14 protein-coding genes are annotated in these 16,148 nt (G+C 46.6%); 13 read left to right on the forward strand and 1 reads right to left on the reverse strand.

Annotated features, from left to right (window positions below):
• Nucleotides 1-42: 42 nt before the first annotated feature.
• The 4 genes from BUC05_RS17955 (at nucleotide 43) to BUC05_RS17970 (ending at nucleotide 4,970) form a co-directional block, all read left to right on the forward strand.
• Entirely contained in the window at nucleotides 43-801 is a 759-nt protein-coding gene (locus BUC05_RS17955; RefSeq protein WP_035205254.1) for an IclR family transcriptional regulator, read from the forward strand.
• Nucleotides 802-1,072: 271 nt separating this feature from the next.
• Nucleotides 1,073-2,392, forward strand: a complete 1,320-nt coding sequence (gene xylA / locus BUC05_RS17960; RefSeq protein WP_011245429.1) for a xylose isomerase — start codon at nucleotides 1,073-1,075, stop codon at nucleotides 2,390-2,392.
• 30 nt (nucleotides 2,393-2,422) lie between these two features.
• Entirely contained in the window at nucleotides 2,423-3,922 is a 1,500-nt protein-coding gene (gene xylB / locus BUC05_RS17965; protein WP_073305625.1) for a xylulokinase, read from the forward strand.
• A gap of 13 nt (nucleotides 3,923-3,935) precedes the next feature.
• Nucleotides 3,936-4,970 (forward strand): aldose epimerase family protein, encoded by a 1,035-nt coding sequence (locus BUC05_RS17970; protein WP_073305627.1) that lies wholly within the window; start codon nucleotides 3,936-3,938, stop codon nucleotides 4,968-4,970.
• 14 nt (nucleotides 4,971-4,984) lie between these two features.
• Here BUC05_RS17970 and BUC05_RS17975 read toward each other — a convergent pair whose 3' ends face one another.
• Complete coding sequence (locus tag BUC05_RS17975) at nucleotides 4,985-6,160, reverse strand: ROK family transcriptional regulator (protein WP_011245432.1); 1,176 nt, start codon at nucleotides 6,158-6,160, stop codon at nucleotides 4,985-4,987.
• A gap of 126 nt (nucleotides 6,161-6,286) precedes the next feature.
• Between BUC05_RS17975 and BUC05_RS17980 the strand changes: the two genes are divergently transcribed.
• From BUC05_RS17980 to BUC05_RS18020, 9 genes are all read left to right on the forward strand, one after another.
• Entirely contained in the window at nucleotides 6,287-6,937 is a 651-nt protein-coding gene (locus tag BUC05_RS17980) for a ThuA domain-containing protein (RefSeq protein WP_011245433.1), read from the forward strand.
• 79 nt (nucleotides 6,938-7,016) lie between these two features.
• Nucleotides 7,017-8,192 carry a Gfo/Idh/MocA family protein gene (locus BUC05_RS17985; RefSeq protein ID WP_035205243.1) on the forward strand — a complete coding sequence of 392 codons (1,176 nt, stop codon included), beginning with the start codon at nucleotides 7,017-7,019 and terminating at the stop codon, nucleotides 8,190-8,192.
• Nucleotides 8,193-8,373: 181 nt separating this feature from the next.
• Nucleotides 8,374-9,906 carry a PucR family transcriptional regulator gene (locus BUC05_RS17990; RefSeq protein WP_073305630.1) on the forward strand — a complete coding sequence of 511 codons (1,533 nt, stop codon included), beginning with the start codon at nucleotides 8,374-8,376 and terminating at the stop codon, nucleotides 9,904-9,906.
• A 168-nt stretch (nucleotides 9,907-10,074) separates the two neighbouring features.
• Entirely contained in the window at nucleotides 10,075-10,716 is a 642-nt protein-coding gene (locus BUC05_RS17995; protein ID WP_073305632.1) for an aspartate/glutamate racemase family protein, read from the forward strand.
• Between the two features lie 7 nt (nucleotides 10,717-10,723).
• Entirely contained in the window at nucleotides 10,724-12,304 is a 1,581-nt protein-coding gene (locus tag BUC05_RS18000; RefSeq protein WP_073305634.1) for an OPT/YSL family transporter, read from the forward strand.
• A gap of 18 nt (nucleotides 12,305-12,322) precedes the next feature.
• On the forward strand, nucleotides 12,323-13,372 hold the full coding sequence (locus tag BUC05_RS18005) for an S-methyl thiohydantoin desulfurase family protein (protein WP_073305637.1): 1,050 nt from the start codon (nucleotides 12,323-12,325) through the stop codon (nucleotides 13,370-13,372).
• Nucleotides 13,373-13,411: 39 nt separating this feature from the next.
• Nucleotides 13,412-14,350 carry a DUF1177 domain-containing protein gene (locus tag BUC05_RS18010; protein WP_073305639.1) on the forward strand — a complete coding sequence of 313 codons (939 nt, stop codon included), beginning with the start codon at nucleotides 13,412-13,414 and terminating at the stop codon, nucleotides 14,348-14,350.
• Between the two features lies 1 nt (nucleotide 14,351).
• Nucleotides 14,352-15,005: an AroM family protein gene (locus tag BUC05_RS18015; protein WP_073305641.1), complete on the forward strand. Its 654-nt coding sequence runs from the start codon at nucleotides 14,352-14,354 to the stop codon at nucleotides 15,003-15,005.
• A 72-nt stretch (nucleotides 15,006-15,077) separates the two neighbouring features.
• Complete coding sequence (locus tag BUC05_RS18020; protein WP_073305643.1) at nucleotides 15,078-16,028, forward strand: aminopeptidase; 951 nt, start codon at nucleotides 15,078-15,080, stop codon at nucleotides 16,026-16,028.
• Nucleotides 16,029-16,148 lie beyond the last annotated feature (120 nt).

Consider the following 16,148-nt stretch of genomic DNA (forward strand, 5'->3'; position numbering starts at 1 on the left):
ACTAGTAATAATTAAGCTTGCCGCAATGGCCTAGGAGGAGCTGTGTTAAAAACTGTACATCAAGCATTGGAGATTTTAAAAATGTTTACGAAAGAAAAGCCTGTTTGGGGAGGCAGGGAGCTGTCCAACGCTACAGGGATCAATCATACGAAAATATATCGGATACTTGAAACACTGGAAGCCCAAAACTTTCTAACGAAAGATGCAGAGACAAAGAAATATAGCCTCGGGTTTGCCGTGTGGGAGCTAGGTTCGATTATGTATGACCAGTTAAATGTAAAAGAATTGATCCGCCCAAGCCTTGCCCGTTTAACAGAGAAAACAGGCGAGTCCACGTTTCTAACAATTTTGGACGGCAAAGAAGCGCTTACGCTTGAAGTGGTTGAACCAGCCAATAAAGTCAAGTTTTCCGTGTCTGCTGGCAGCCGGGCTCCCTTATATGTAGGTGCGTCTTACCGCAGCATTTTGGCATATATGCCTGACGAGGCAATCGAGGAAGTGATTGCGGGAGGATTGAAAGCCTATACGGACAGGACGATGACGAGTGAAATTGAATTGCGCAATGAGCTGGCAACCATTCGCAAACGCGGGTTTGCTATAAGCCATGGCGAATATACGGAAGATGTTATCGCTTTGGCGATGCCGCTTTTCCATGAAGGGCGGATCGTCGGTTCCATTACGATATCCGGCCCAGCCTATCGCTTTAATGAGGAGCGTTTTGACTCCTGCTTGCCGCTATTACGGGAAGCGATTACAGACATTAGCGAAAAAATCGAACGGTACCAAATTGTGCTGAAATAAAAGGATCATATCCCAGTCTGGTGAGGCCGAACGAACTTCTAAATCAAAAACATATTTTACGAGGGAATGCAGACATCCTCTGCATTCCCATTTTCTATTTCTCTCCATGAACACGTTTCTTTTTACCTACTTTCCGTAGTAAACGTGTCTGGTTTGCTGCCCCTTCCTAATATCGCCTAAACGTTTTTTCATAATCTGATTGACACCGCTTACAAAAAGAGGCTAAACTTAGTTTAAATAATAAACAAACCTAATGAAAGAAGGTCATCGAATGAGCTATTTTCCTGCTGTAAACCACATTTCTTATGAAGGCGCTAAGTCTGACAACCCGTTTGCATTTAAATTTTATAATCCGGATGAGATCGTTAGCGGTAAAACAATGGCCGAACATTTACGTTTTAGCATTGCCTACTGGCACACATTTACAGAAGCGTTGTCAGACCCGTTCGGGGCTGGGACGGCGATAAGGCCTTGGAATGCGTACACAGGGATGGACTTGGCAAAGGCCCGTGTTGAAGCAGCATTTGAGTTCTTCGAGAAAATCAATGTCCCATACTTTTGCTTCCACGATGTCGATATTGCCCCAGAAGGAAGTTCTTTGAAAGAAACGTATGCCAATTTAGATGTCATCGTCGCGATGATCAAGGATTATATGAAAGACAGCAACACGAAACTGCTTTGGAACACAGCGAATAATTTTACACATCCTCGGTTTGTAGGCGGTGCCGCGTCTTCTAATGAAGCTGATGTCTTCGCCTACTCCGCTGCAAAAGTAAAGAAAGGCTTGGAAATCGGCAAAGAGCTTGGCGCTGAAAATTATGTATTCTGGGGTGGCCGCGAAGGCTATGAGTCATTATTAAATACGGACTTAAAGCTTGAAATGGACAATCTCGGACGCTTTTTCCATATGGCAGTTGATTATGCAAAAGAAATTGGCTTTGATGGCCAGTTTTTAATTGAGCCTAAGCCAAAAGAACCGACAACACACCAATATGATTTTGACGTGGCTACAGGATATGCCTTTCTCCAGCATTATGGGCTCCAAGATTCATTTAAATTTAATATTGAAGCAAACCATGCAACGCTTGCAGGACATACATTTGAGCATGAGCTGCGTTATGCCCGTATTCATCATATGCTTGGTTCAGTGGACGCAAACCAAGGAGACCCTCTGCTTGGTTGGGATACAGATGAGTTTCCGACAGACCTTTATTCGACAACGCTGGCGATGTATGAAATTTTGCAAAACGGCGGGCTTGGCAGAGGCGGCTTGAACTTTGATGCGAAAGTACGGCGTGGTTCATTTGAAGCTGATGACTTGTTTTTCGCCCACATCGCTGGCATGGACAGCTTTGCAATCGGCTTGAAAGTTGCGCAGCAGCTTATAGATGACCGGGTCCTTGAACAGTTTGTCGACAGCCGTTATCAAAGTTATAAGGAAGGAATCGGCCGCGAGATTGTTTTAGGAAATACGGATTTTCACCAACTTGAAGCGCATGCGCTGTCACTTGGCGAAATCAAAACCCGTTCAGGGCGAGTGGAGCGGATAAAAGCAATCATTAACCAGTATTTATTAAATGCATTTGCATAATAAGTAGACGACCGGCAAGGAGCGATCAAATTGAAACATGTCATTGGTGTTGATTTAGGCACAAGCGCAGTGAAATTGCTTGTCGTCAACGAGACGGGTGAAGTGGTCATGGAAGTGTCTAAATCGTACCCGTTGTCTCATCCTAAATCAGGATGGAGCGAGCAAGATCCAAATGATTGGGTCAGGGAAACGATTGCTGGATTATCAGAGGTTGCAGCAGCCTTGCCACAAGCAACGACCCAAATTGAGGGAATCAGTTTTTCAGGGCAAATGCATGGACTCGTCTTGCTCGATGAACAAAATGAAGTGTTGCGTCCGGCGATTTTATGGAATGATACACGCACCTCGCCTCAATGCAAAGCGATTTACGAAAAGCTAGGCGCTGAAAGGTTGCAACAATTAGCCAAAAATCCAGCACTTGAAGGATTTACATTGCCAAAGCTGATGTGGGTGCGGGAGCATGAACCGGAATTGTTTACCAAAGCGGCCAAATTCGTGCTTCCAAAAGACTACGTGCGCTTGAAGTTGACTGGTGCATTGCATACCGACTATTCTGACGCAGCAGGTACACTCTTGCTTGATATCGAAGGAAGAACGTGGAGCGAACCGCTATGTTCCGCATTTGGCATTGATCCATTGATTTGTCCGCCGCTAGTGGAATCACATGCTTGTGTCGGCCAATTAACGGAAGACATCGCATTGGCAACAGGGCTGCCTCGCCAAACACCCGTTTTTGCTGGAGGAGCCGATAATGCGTGCGGAGCAGTAGGAGCTGGAATTTTAGAAGACGGCAAGACGCTCGCTAGCATTGGCACGTCAGGCGTTATGCTTTCGTATCAGGAAGAAAAAGGGAAGACATTTGGAGGAGGCGTCCATTATTTTAACCATGCAGCTGAAGATGCATTTTATACAATGGGCGTCACATTAGCGGCAGGATATAGTTTAAGTTGGTTTAAGCAAACATTTGCTCCTGAAGAAACGTTTCCGCAATTGCTTGCAGGAGTGGCAGAAGTCCCCCCAGGGGCAAATGGATTGTTGTTTACCCCCTATCTTGCTGGAGAGCGGACGCCTCATGCTGATGCTACTATCCGTGCTAGTTTTATCGGTGCTGATAGCAGCCATACGAAGGCCGACTTTACTAGGGCGATCCTTGAAGGCATTACTTTTTCATTAAGAGAGTCACTCGATTTGTTCAGAGAACAAGGAAAGACGATTGAGAGAATTGTTTCCATTGGCGGAGGAGTAAAAAGCGAGATGTGGCTACAAATGCAAGCTGACATTTTTCAAACGCCAATTGTGAAGCAGACAAGTGAGCAAGGGCCGGGCATGGGCGCGGCGATGCTGGCTGCATACGGAGCTGGCTGGTTTGGTTCGCTGAAGGAATGTGCAGAGGCATTTATTAAACAGGATGCAGTGTTTGAGCCAGACTGTAACAGGGCAAAAACATATGAGACGTTATATGAATTGTATAAACAAGTCTATCCGGCGACAGCAGCCATTTGCAAAGCGCTCTCGTCATTCCGCAAATAAGAGGAGACAGTTGATGGAACCGAAAATAAACATGGTCAGAAATGGCTGGAACCAAATTCGTTTGCAAAACAAACATGGGATGTGCCTTGACTGCCTAGATTACGGCGGCATCGTAACGAGAATAGATGCTTTTGACCGCAGCGGGCAATTAGCAAACGTTGCCCTCGGCTACAAGGACATGAATGAGTATACGGACAACAGTCCCTATTTTGGGGCGTTAATAGGCAGAGTTGCTGGTAGGATTGCAGGCGCTTCATTTACAGCAGAGGGGAAACAAATACATGTGCAAGCAAATGAAGAGGCAAACCATTTGCATGGCGGAGCTAACGGGCTTCACCAAATCCGCTTTGAAACAGAAACGTTTACATCTGCAAGGGGTTCAGGTGTGCGGTTTCATCACCGTTCTCCTGACGGGGATGGCGGCTATCCTGGCAATGTTGACATCGACATCACGTACACATTGACCGATGACAATGAATGGATTCTTTCATACACAGCGAAGACTGACAAGAGGACGCCGCTTACGTTAACCAACCATACCTATTTTAATTTGGCCGGAGAAAAAGGGGCAACAATCCATGACCATGTGCTGGAAATGGATGCATCTGCCTACCTTGAGCTCGACAATGAGTTGATTGCAACTGGAAACGTCGTAAAGGCAAAAGGCAGTTTATTTGATTTCAGCCAAGGCCGTGCTTTCCGGCAAGGCCTAGAAGACGGGATAGAGCAAAACCGGTGTGTCGGCAATGGCTATGATCATTATTTTTTACTTGATCACACTAAACATGAAAGCGTCCGTGTTTATGAACCAAAAAGCGGCCGTGTGCTATCGATGGAAACCACACAGCCTGGTCTTGTCCTCTATACAGGTAATGGGCTTGGTTCAGAACCAGAACTTACAGACGGGCCTTCAAGAAAATATGGCGGTTTTTGCTTAGAAGCACAAGCTTCCCCTGCCTCCCTCCAATATGACGATTTGCCGCACATTTGGCTTGAACCGGGTACGATTTACAAACATGAAACGGTGTACCGCTTCTCGACACAATGAAGGGGTCGCCTGTACTAATGAACCGTTAAGTGGATGCGGTGGCGGTTGAAAAACTGGCTTGTTGCAAGAAGAGATCCGCCTAGTAAAGGCGCCTCCTGGCCAAGCTCTGAAAACAACAGTTTGACTGCTTTTTGATAATAGGAAGGAAGATGTTTTGCGAGCGTCTCTTCAATTGGGATTTGAATATACGGTTTTAATTTAGCAAAACGGTTGCCTATGATGATCGCCTCAGGATTCATGGAATGAATCATCGAGACAAGGCCGATGCCAAGTGAATGACCGACTGTGGCAAAGGCATCTAGAGCAGCTTGGTTTCCGGTTTCGGCAGCTGCGAGCACTTCTTCAAATGAAATGCTTCGTCGGTTCATGTTGATGGCGGCGATTTCAAGTAACGCCTTTTCAGAACTATACAGCTCCCAGCAGCCTTGATTCCCGCACCGGCACTGTTTTCCATGGCGGTCAATGGACATATGGCCAAATTCGCCTGCAAAGCCATTTGCACCTGTGAATAGCTTGCCGTCAATAATTTGGCCAGTGCCAATCCCAATGCTGACGGAAATATAAGAGATCGCCGAATAAGGTTTGCCGACGCCATATTGTTTTTCGCCGAGCGCTCCAGCATTTGCTTCGTTAATAACAACAACGGGAAGTTTGAATGTATGCTCAAGTGCTGTTTTGATATCAACATTCTCCCAGCCTAGATTGGGGGCAAGCAATATGTTGCCTTTCGAATCGACGATGCCAGGGACGGAAGCGGTAATCCCGCAAATCCCATACGGCGATGGAGGTGCTTCGTGAATCAATTGCTCAATGATTGCTTCTGTGTTGGCCAGAACAATGTTGAATTCTTTACTAGTTAGCGCCATTTCCCGTTTGGCTATCGTTTTGCCGGAGAGGTCCGTAATAATGCCGAGCAAGCCATTGACGCCAATGTCAACACTGATGGCATGGCTGGCCCGATCATTGCAATACAACAACACTGGTTTTCTGCCTCCACTTGAGTCGCCAGTACCGATTTCATAGACAAATTGGTTTTCAATTAACTGTGCGACTAGAGCAGAGACAGTGGCTTTATTTAATCCGCTTCTCTTGGCTATATCCGCCCGGGAAATGGGAGCGTGCCTTTGAATGAGGCGGAAAACCGTTGATTTGTTCATGTCTTTCATTGTTTCGTGGTCGATGGTAATCATCCATTGGACTCCTTGACTTTGTTTAGATAATAAACATTATAAGCAATGGAAGCGTCTACAACAAGCAGTTGATTTTTTAGCGCTGCCTATTCAAGTGACAAACAATTTTAATAAAGGGGTGTACACGTGAAAAAAGCATTGATCTTTCAAGGTGGTTGGGATGGACATGAACCAGAGCAAGTCGCCTCTATTCTTGAAGGCATTCTTATTGAAGAAGGGTTTTCTGTTAATGTTGCCGATTCATTGGCGGTGCTAACAGAAGAACATTTGCCTGAATACGACTTAATTGTCCCAAACTGGACACAAGGGCAAATTGAAGACGATCAGCTTAAAGCATTAATGGCAGCAATTGAAACAGGAACAGGCCTTGCCGGTTTGCATGGCGGAATGGGGGACTCGTTCCGCATGGCAACGGACTATCAGTTTATGGTAGGAGGGCAGTGGGTCGCTCATCCTGGCAATGACGGCGTTCGTTATACAGTCCAGATAAAGGACCGTAACCATCCATTAACAAACGGAATGGCCGATTTCGAAGTAGAATCGGAGCAGTATTATATGCATGTTGATCCCGCCGTTTCCGTACATGCGACTACCACCTTTCCGATTGCTGATGGCCCCCATGCTGTAAACGGCAGCGTGGAAATGCCAGTTGTATGGACAAAGAAATGGGGAAAGGGCAATGTCTACTATTGCTCCCTGGGCCACGTAGCTAAAATTGTCCGCATGCCTGAAGTAATGGAATTGATGAGGAAAGGCATGGTTTGGGCCGCTAGATAGCACGTTTTCATAATGAAAAAAGGGAATCGCCGCATATAAGTGGAATTGGTTAACAAAATGATCGTTTGGAGGGGACAGAATGGAGAAAAAAGAACTTCGCATTGGTTTAATTGGCTATCAGTTTATGGGGAAAGCACATAGCCATGCATACCGTGATATTCCTTTCTTTTTCGATGTGGAGGCAAAGCCGGTTTTAAAGGTCGTTTGCGGTCGCAATGAGGAAGCTGTGCAACAAGCGGCAGAAAAAATGGGATTCGAATCTTACGAAACGGATTGGCGCAAAGTTGTGGAACGTGATGACATTGATGTCATTGACATCGTGACGCCGAACAACACACATGCAGAAATCGCAATCGCCGCAGCAAAAGCAGGCAAACATGTCATCACCGAAAAGCCTCTAGCGATGAATTTAGACGAAGCGCAGCGTATGCATGCCGCAGTTACGGAAAATCATGTGATCCATATGGTGTGCCACAATTACCGCTATGTGCCTGCTGTCCAGCTAGCTAAACAGCTCGTTGCGTCAGGAAAGCTTGGAGAAATCTATCATTTTCGTGCTCGTTATTTACAAGACTTTATTATGAGCCCTTCCTTTCCGCTAACATGGCGTCTCGATCAAAAGGTGTCTGGTTCTGGCGCACTTGGCGATATTGCAGCCCATAGCCTCGACATTGCACGTTTTTTAGTTGGTGAAATCACTGAAGTCGTTGCCACCGCAAAGACATTTATTAAAGAGCGGCCAATCGGCTCTATGACGGGAGGGCTAAGCGCGAAAGTAAGCGAAGGGAAAATGGCACCTGTTACCGTTGATGACGCCACTGCGATTATTGCTAAATTTGAAAATGGCGCCCTTGGCACGTTTGAAGCGACACGTTTTGCTGGCGGGAACCGCAATCGAAATGAATTTGAAATCAACGGTGAACATGGATCTGTGCGTTGGAATATGGAAAACATGAATCAGTTGGAAGTGTACTTTGCTCACGACGAAGAAGGTTTGCAAGGGTTTCGGACGATCGACGTAACCGAAGCCAGCCATCCTTATGTTGGATCCTATTGGGCCGCTGGCCATATGATTGGTTATGAACACACCTTTATTCATTTGTTGTATGAATTCCTCCAAGGCATTGCCCGTGGCGAGCAGCCAAAACCTGATTTTGCTGACGGTTTGCGCAACCAAGCTGTCCTTACTGCCATAGAACAATCGATTCAACAGCAATGTTGGGTCAATGTCGAGGAACTGCTTGTAAAGAGTTAGTACATGTAAATGACGACAAAAACCGCCTGTCTCGGTGCAAAAACCAAGACAGGCGGTTTTTGTTATGGCATGTAGATAATTGCTCATTAATTGGCTAATCTTGCTAACAACCGGCAAAAGATTTTGTCGATATATGTCGGTCCATAGTAAAATACTATTTATATAGAGGATGGTGTTGGAAATGATTGTAGGCGAAGCTTTACAGTTAGGTGATTTAAAGCTCGCTCGTGTACTTGCTGGTGAAGGTGGTTTGTATCGGAAAATTAAAGCAGCCGAAGTGATGGAAGTCCCGGATATTAATGAATGGCTAACAGAAGGAATCTTAATTATTTCGACCTTTTATTCAGTCAAAGACAATCCAGAAGCGCAAATTAGCATGTTTCGGAAGTTAATTGAAGTAAATGGCGCCGGCCTTGTTGTCAAAATTGGCCGTTATGTTCATACATTGCCAGAGACAATGTTGCGCCTTGCTGATGAACATAATATGCCCATTATTGCCATTCCAGTAGAAGTTTCTTTCGTAGGCTTACTGACCATCTTATTCGAGACAAAGTTTAAAGAAGCCCAGTCTGTGGAAGCGCAACTTCTAGAGGCGGTCTATAAGCTTGGTGAAGCCCGGGGATTACATCATTTTTTGGAAGGGCTAGGAGAGCTTACAGGGGAGAATGTGTTGCTTGAAAGCGAAGAGAAGCAGCTCATTGCTTACGCGAATAACAGAGTGACAGCAGAGCGGCAATCGTTTATCTTTTTTTCGCAACCCGCAAAACAAACGCGCTTTGATAAACGGCAAGTTCGACTTGTTTTCAAAAAAGCAGAGGCAGGTTTGCGCTGTTCTGTAGTAATCGGTGTGCCACACGAAAAGGAACACGTATGGACATCTGTATTAAAGAAAGCGGCGACCTTTTTAGAAGAACAAATCCGGTTTTTATTGCGGAAGCGGCTTTACCAAGTGAATAAACGCGCCGATGAAGAAAAAGCATGGATGACGGAGCTAATTGACAAAAACGCTGTGCCCGATCATTCCTCGATCCGTATGTTGATTGACAAAACAAGCTATTTCGGCTTTTTGGCAATGAGAAGAGTAGCGGGGGCGCCCGTGGAAAAAGAACCGATTTCTGCTTTATTTTTACATCAATTATATAAAAAATTGGACCGTTATTTCCCAAATGCCGCCTTGTTTTGCAAAGACGGAAACGTTTGTATTCTGTATACGTTTACTCGTGATCAAGGCCGTGCAGAAACGATATCTTCCATTGGTCGTATGTTAAAAGAGCTTGAGGAAGAAATGGATGTTTCGTTTCAGATAGGGGTGAGCCTCGCTTACGACGCGATCGCGCTGGCTAAACAGGCTTATCTGGAAGCTCGTACTGCCTTGGAGGAGAGCGGGGAAACACAAAAAATTTGTTTGTACGAACAGATGGGGTTTGAGCGGATCATGACGAAGCTCAAAAATGATGACGATGTTCAGGCCTTTGCCGAGAACACATTAAAACCGCTAGAATCTGCGGACCGCTATGCAGGCGAAGCGTTGCTTCACACGCTAGAGGTGTTTCTACGTGAAAATGGCAACCATTCAAAAACGGCGGAAAAACTGTTTGTTCATCGACGTACGTTAAAATACCGTTTAGAAAAAATAGAAGAGCGACTAATGGTCGATCTTAATGATAGTGAAGTCCGGTTTTTGCTTTATTTTGTTTTAAAAATGAGAAAATAGATGTAAGAAAACATGACATGAGAAAAGCGCTAAATCGTAGCAACAGCGCGTATTTTGACAATGCTTCTGCCCAATGTGTGCAATGAATGCTTTAATCATTTTGCACACATTGGGCATTTTTAATATCGGATCAAAAAATTATAGTGTCTAAAAAGGATGGTGGGGAATATGCTTGGCATCGTTCGTGTATGGACAACCGAAGACGAGCAATTATTGCAAGAACATTCTGTCCTAATGCGGCAACGGATGGGGATTCACTCTAAAAGCGATTGCATTCCAGATCAACCATATGGCATTTACAACCAGGAATCAAAAGCTGCCGCTTTGCCGAAAATAACAGCGCTAGTTAAAGAGATGGCGGCCGATGCCGACATTGATGCGATTTCCATTAGTTGTGCAGCTGATCCAGCGCTTGACTTGAGCCGGGCAGCCGTATCCATTCCAGTTATAGGTGCTGGTGAGGCAGGAGCGCATGCCGCATGCATGATCAGCGACAAGATTGGTGTTCTTGGCTTAACAAATAAAATACCTGAGACCATTGAAACAGTGTTAGGCGAACGGCTAGTTAGCCACCTTGTCCCGGAAGGCGTGACCAATACAACTGATTTGGTTAAAAAAGAAACGCCAGCTGCAGCCGTTTCAGCGGCCCGGCAGCTTATTAACCAAGGCGCGACTGCTATCTTGTTTGCTTGTACAGGCTATTCGACCATTCATTTAAAAGAAACCATTATAAAGGAACTCGCAGTGCCTGTGATTGATTTAGTTGAAGCACAGGGCATGGCGTATTCAATGATACGCCAGAGGAGGTAGAGGAAACATGAAACAACGCACATTTGATTGGACTTTAATTTTGCTTTCCGTATTAATTGCCGTTTTTGGAGCGATTATCGGGATGCAAATTATTACTACTCTTGGCGTAACGCCAAATACTTCTATTATTGGCGCGATGATTGCGATGTTAATTGCTCGTATTCCGATGCAAATGTTCCAACGCTATCGCCAATTGGAAACGCAAAACTTGGTGCAGACGACCATTTCAGCGGCCACCTTTGGAGCAGCAAACAGTTTGCTTATCCCGATTGGCATCCCTTTCGTAATGGGGCTGCCTGAACTTGTTTTCCCGATGCTTGTCGGGGCAGGTTTCGCTTTAATCATTGATGCCCTTATTTTATACAAAGTGTTTGATTCCAAACTGTTTGGTGCCAATGAAGCATGGCCGTCTGGCGTTGCGACCGCAGAAGCACTCCGTGCAGGAGACGAAGGCGGAAAGAAGGCAAAATTCCTTGGCATCGGCATTGCCGGCGGTCTGGCCGGTTCGGCGTTAGGCATTCCTATGTCAGCGTTAGGCGTTGCTTTTATTGGCAACATTTGGGCGTTGTCGATGTTTGGCATTGGTTTGTTGATCAATGGCTATTCACAACCATGGTTTCACTTTAACATCAACGATTATTACATTCCCCACGGGATGATGATCGGCGCTGGTCTCGTTGCTTTGCTTCAGTTCATTTATACCATTGTCAAAGGACAAACGAGCAAAAAACGGACGATTACAAAGAAATCAGAACAGGCTACCAATCATGTGTATACACGCAGTGAACTTGACGTAGCAAAAGGGTTTGGCTTTGGGTTTCTTGCCTATGTCATTGGCGCCATGCTCGTTGCTTTTATGGCTGGCCTTTACACTGAATTGCCAGTCGGCCAATTAGTGCTATTTATTCTCTTCGCTGCTTTTGCGACATTGGTTTCAGAAATGATTGTCGGTGTTGCTGCGATGCACTCTGGCTGGTTCCCGGCTTTTGCCGTTACGCTGATCGTGCTGTTAATCGGGATCATGCTTGGGTTTCCGCCAATCGCCTTAGCGTTGCTTACCGGTTACACAGCTGCTACAGGACCAGCTTTTGCCGATTTTGGATTTGATTTAAAGACAGGATTTCTAATCAGGGGCCGCACCAATTGGGAACAAGAGCTCTATGGCCGGCGCTTGCAGCTGATTGCTGGCATGATTGGTCTTGTTGTAGCGATTGTGATGGTGCTCTTTTTCCACCAGATGTACTTTGCCCAAGACTTGGTTCCTCCTGTCGACCGTGTATTTGCGGCAACAATACAAGAAGGCATTGCTGGCGAAACAGGAAAGTACTTGCTAATTTGGGCGATTCCTGGAGCGATCATCCAATTGATTGGCGGCGCCAAACGCCAGCTTGGCATTATGCTAGCAACTGGGTTGCTTGTGATGAACCCTTGGGCTGGTTGGGCCGTTCTTGTGGGCATACTAGCACGTGTCGTGATTTTGAAATGGAAAGGCGAAGCCGGTGAATCGGCGATGTTTACAACCGCAGCTGGATTCATTGCTGGAGATGCGCTTTACAGTTTCTTTAGCTCTGTCTTTAAAGCGCGGTAATTTGGAAGGGGAGAGAGAATGGCACGAACAGTATTGACAGCAGAGATGGTGGAACAAGCTGTTTACGGCGGGGCGATCCTGGGCGGCGGCGGTGGCGGCTGGATTGCCCAAGGGCTTGAAAAAGGCCGTGCCGCTCTGGCGAAAGGCACAGTAGAGCTCATTAGCATTGATGAATTGAACGACGATGATGAAGCCGTATGCGTTTCCCTCGTCGGTGCACCAGCCGCCAAAGACCAGTATGTTGACGACAACCAATTGCTTATGACTGTTGAATTGTTGCAAAAAAATTATCCAGGCACCATTAAAGCGATTATGACCAACGAAAATGGCGCAGCGACGACAGTCAATGGCTGGCTTCAAGCAGCATTGACTGGCCTGCCTGTTATTGACGCTCCTTGCAACGGCCGAGCACACCCTACCGGGGCGATGGGGGCGCTAAACTTGTCTGAGCAACAAGATTATGTATCGTACCAGGCAGCTGCTGGCGGGTTTGGCAGCCGTGCGATTAGCGGATTTGTCTCCGGGACGCTTGACTATGTCGGAAATGTCATTCGCCGCATGTCGGTTGAGGCTGGTGGAATGGTGGGCGTTGCCCGCAACCCAGTCAGTGTCGCTTATGTAAAGGCTCACGGGGCAGTCGGCGGCATCTCAAAAGCGATGGAAATCGGCAAAGCTTTTTTAGCAGAAAAAGAAGGCAGCAGTAAAATTGAGGCTGTCACAGCAGCTTTACATGGCCGAGTGGTCAAAGTTGGCCATGTGAGCGGCTTTGAATTGAAAACAGAAGGCGGATTTGATGTCGGCCGTTTGGATGTTGACGGAATCGAACTAACATTTTGGAATGAATTTATGACATTAGAAGAAAACGGCGAACGGAAAGGCACTTTTCCTGATTTAATCATGACATTTGATGCCGATACGGGGCAGCCTGTCGTAAGCGCTGAAGTGAAAAACGGCCAAAAACTGGCGGTCATTTGCGTGCCGCAATCGGAGCTACTTCTTAGCTCCACAATGAAGAATGAACGGTTGCTACGCACGATTGAACCAGTTATTCAAAAGACAATCGTGTAAAGGCATTTTACAAACATAGATACAAGGGAGAGAGCGAAGATGTCATTGACGTATACGATGCAAATAGTTGAAATGTTAGACGATCCTGCTATTAATGGCAAGAAAGTAGCGGCGTTGTTTAGCGGCTATACTTATGCAAAAGCAGAAACAACAACGGTGTCTGGTGAGCAAGGCTCGACTGATTTTGTGAAAATCGAGATCAAAGGCACAAACGGAAAACAATCTGGCGGAAATGCGCCGACTTTTGGAATCGTCGGCCGCCTTGGCGGGATTGGCGCTCGTCCAAGCCGGATTGGGCTTGTCTCTGACGCAGACGGCGCTGTTGCAGCAATTGCCGCTGCACTCAAGTTAGCGGAGATGGCTGAAAAAGGCGATCGCCTTCCTGGCGATGTGTTGATCACGACACATATTTGCCCCAATGCGCCAACGGTTCCACATGAGCCAGTTGATTTCATGGGTTCTCCTGTTGACATTTTGACAATGAACAAACATGAAGTGCTGCCGGAAATGGAAGCGATTCTTTCGATTGACACGACGAAAGGCAATAAAATCATTAAACATAAAGGGGTCGCCATCTCGCCTACAGTCAAAGAAGGATATATTCTGAAGTTTAGCGATGACCTTTTGCGGATTATGGAAATGACGACAGGCGACCTTCCGTCTACATTTGCGATTACGACACAGGACATTACGCCTTATGGCAATGATGTGTACCATATCAATTCCATTCTCCAACCTGCCGTTGCGACCAATGCGCCAGTTGTTGGTCTCGCCATTACAGCCACTTCTGCTGTACCTGGTTGTGGCACAGGCGCTAGCCATGAGGTTGACATTGCCCAAGCGGTGCGGTTTGCGATTGAGACAGCGAAGGAATATACGGCGGGAACCACGCGTTTCTACGATGAAAATGAATACGCTCGTTTGCAACAGTTGTATGGACCGATGAACGTTCTGCAAACGATGGGGAAGGGCAAGTAACATGAAAAAAATAGCGCTTGTCACAATTGGACAGTCGCCGCGCGTGGACATGACCCCAGAAATGCGCCCCTTTCTTGGCGCTGACGTCGAGTTTGTGGAAGCAGGCGCTCTTGATTCTTTATCAACTGAGCAAATAAAAGCGCTCGCTCCCGATCCTGATGAGCAGACGTATGTCTCACGCCTCAGGAACGGGGACAGTGCTAAACTTTCTAAGCGGAAGTTGCTTCCACATTTGCAAGCGGAATTGCAAAAAGTCGAGAAGCTCGTCTCAAGCTCGATCATTGTCTGCACCGGCCACTTCCCAACGATTCAACATGAAAAGCCGCTGTTGTTTCCTGACAAAATCCTCTGCCATTTTGTCCAAGCCGTTATCGGTGACGGGACACTTGGCGCGATTGTGCCTTTAGAAGAACAAATACAACAGCTTGCCGGCAAATGGGGCGAACTCCCTCTTGTTTCAGAAGCGGCTACGCCTTACGCGTCGTCTGATATTGAAGGAGCGGCCGCAGCTCTAAAACAACAAGGTGCTACGTTGCTCGTCCTCGACTGCATGGGGTATACAAATGCCCATAAACAGCGGGCTCAAGCGGCGACGGGGCTGCCTGTAATTCTTGCCCGCAGTGCAGTCGCACGGGCAGCGGCAGAGCTGGCATGAGCGTCTGATTGAAAAGCTATCGAATTTCGCCTATTCGCTTTATACTGTATGGAAAGGAAAGGGGGACTGGAAATGGAATTTAAACAGATTGTCAGTAATATGATGGTACAAAATGTAAACGCATTAGGGGACGAGCATGTTGTTGTTCTTGCTGATTTAGAGAAAGAAGAAATTGGCCGGCGCGTGTTTGACTCTTTATGTGATCTCGGCTACGCTACTGACTTTGTGTTAATGCAAACACGGAGCCGTTCAGGGGAAGAGCCGCCGTCCACAGTCGCCGACATGATGAAAGCAGCGGACATTTGTTTTTGCATTTGCCAACATTCCTTAACACATACAAGCGCTCGAAAAGCGGCAAGTAGCCAAGGAACCAAAGTGCTGACAATGCCAGGGATCACGATGGACATGTTCACCGAAGGGGCAATGAAAGCAGACTACACGAAAGTGGTTGCTCTGACGGAATCATTTACAGCACGCCTCAATAAAATTGATTCGGCTGTGATTAAGACAGGTCCAAATGGCGAATATGAACTGTTCCTAAATCTTAACGGACGCAACGGCATTAGCAGCACAGGCGTATTTCCAGGACAAGGGGCGTCAGGCAACTTGCCTTCCGGAGAAAGCTATATTGCCCCGCAAATTGAAGGCTCATACGGCCAATTGTGGGTGGACGGCTCGATCGCTGGCATTGGCAAACTGTCAGAGCCAACATTGCTTACAGTGAAAGATGGACGGCTTACGAGCGCCAGTGGGACAGAAGGGGCTAAGTTGTTAGAATTGCTAGGTGACGGCGACGGACGTTACATAGCCGAATTTGGCATCGGCACAAATGAAGCTGCCCGCGTAACTGGCAATATCCTTGAAGATGAAAAAGCATACGGTACGATTCACATTGCCTTTGGCTCAAGTAAAACATTCGGCGGCACAATCGAAGCCGGTGTCCACTTGGACTGTGTGACTCTTTCACCAAGTGTTTGGCTTGGAGACGAGCATGTGTTGGAAAAGGGAAAAATGGTGCAATGAAGGAAAAGCTTCTGCCTGGAGACAGGGAGGAGCTTTTTTTGTTAGGCAGGAGGGGACAATACCCCTAAAAAATGGTAAACTGAGAAAAAGCGAAGGGAATTCCTTTGCAAGTTCAGTACA

Origin of the sequence: Shouchella rhizosphaerae (genome assembly GCF_900142675.1) — a bacterium.
Classification (GTDB): Bacteria; Bacillota; Bacilli; order Bacillales; family Bacillaceae_D; genus Shouchella; species Shouchella rhizosphaerae.

Coding starts and splice junctions, on each gene's coding strand:
- xylA (WP_011245429.1), top strand. CDS start 1,073: ATGAGCTATTTTCCTGCTGTAAACCACATTTCTTATGAAGGCGCTAAG.
- BUC05_RS17970 (WP_073305627.1), top strand. CDS start 3,936: ATGGAACCGAAAATAAACATGGTCAGAAATGGCTGGAACCAAATTCGT.
- BUC05_RS17975 (WP_011245432.1), bottom strand. CDS start 6,160: ATGATTACCATCGACCACGAAACAATGAAAGACATGAACAAATCAACG.
- BUC05_RS17985 (WP_035205243.1), top strand. CDS start 7,017: ATGGAGAAAAAAGAACTTCGCATTGGTTTAATTGGCTATCAGTTTATG.
- BUC05_RS17990 (WP_073305630.1), top strand. CDS start 8,374: ATGATTGTAGGCGAAGCTTTACAGTTAGGTGATTTAAAGCTCGCTCGT.
- BUC05_RS17995 (WP_073305632.1), top strand. CDS start 10,075: ATGCTTGGCATCGTTCGTGTATGGACAACCGAAGACGAGCAATTATTG.
- BUC05_RS18000 (WP_073305634.1), top strand. CDS start 10,724: ATGAAACAACGCACATTTGATTGGACTTTAATTTTGCTTTCCGTATTA.
- BUC05_RS18005 (WP_073305637.1), top strand. CDS start 12,323: ATGGCACGAACAGTATTGACAGCAGAGATGGTGGAACAAGCTGTTTAC.
- BUC05_RS18010 (WP_073305639.1), top strand. CDS start 13,412: ATGTCATTGACGTATACGATGCAAATAGTTGAAATGTTAGACGATCCT.
- BUC05_RS18015 (WP_073305641.1), top strand. CDS start 14,352: ATGAAAAAAATAGCGCTTGTCACAATTGGACAGTCGCCGCGCGTGGAC.
- BUC05_RS18020 (WP_073305643.1), top strand. CDS start 15,078: ATGGAATTTAAACAGATTGTCAGTAATATGATGGTACAAAATGTAAAC.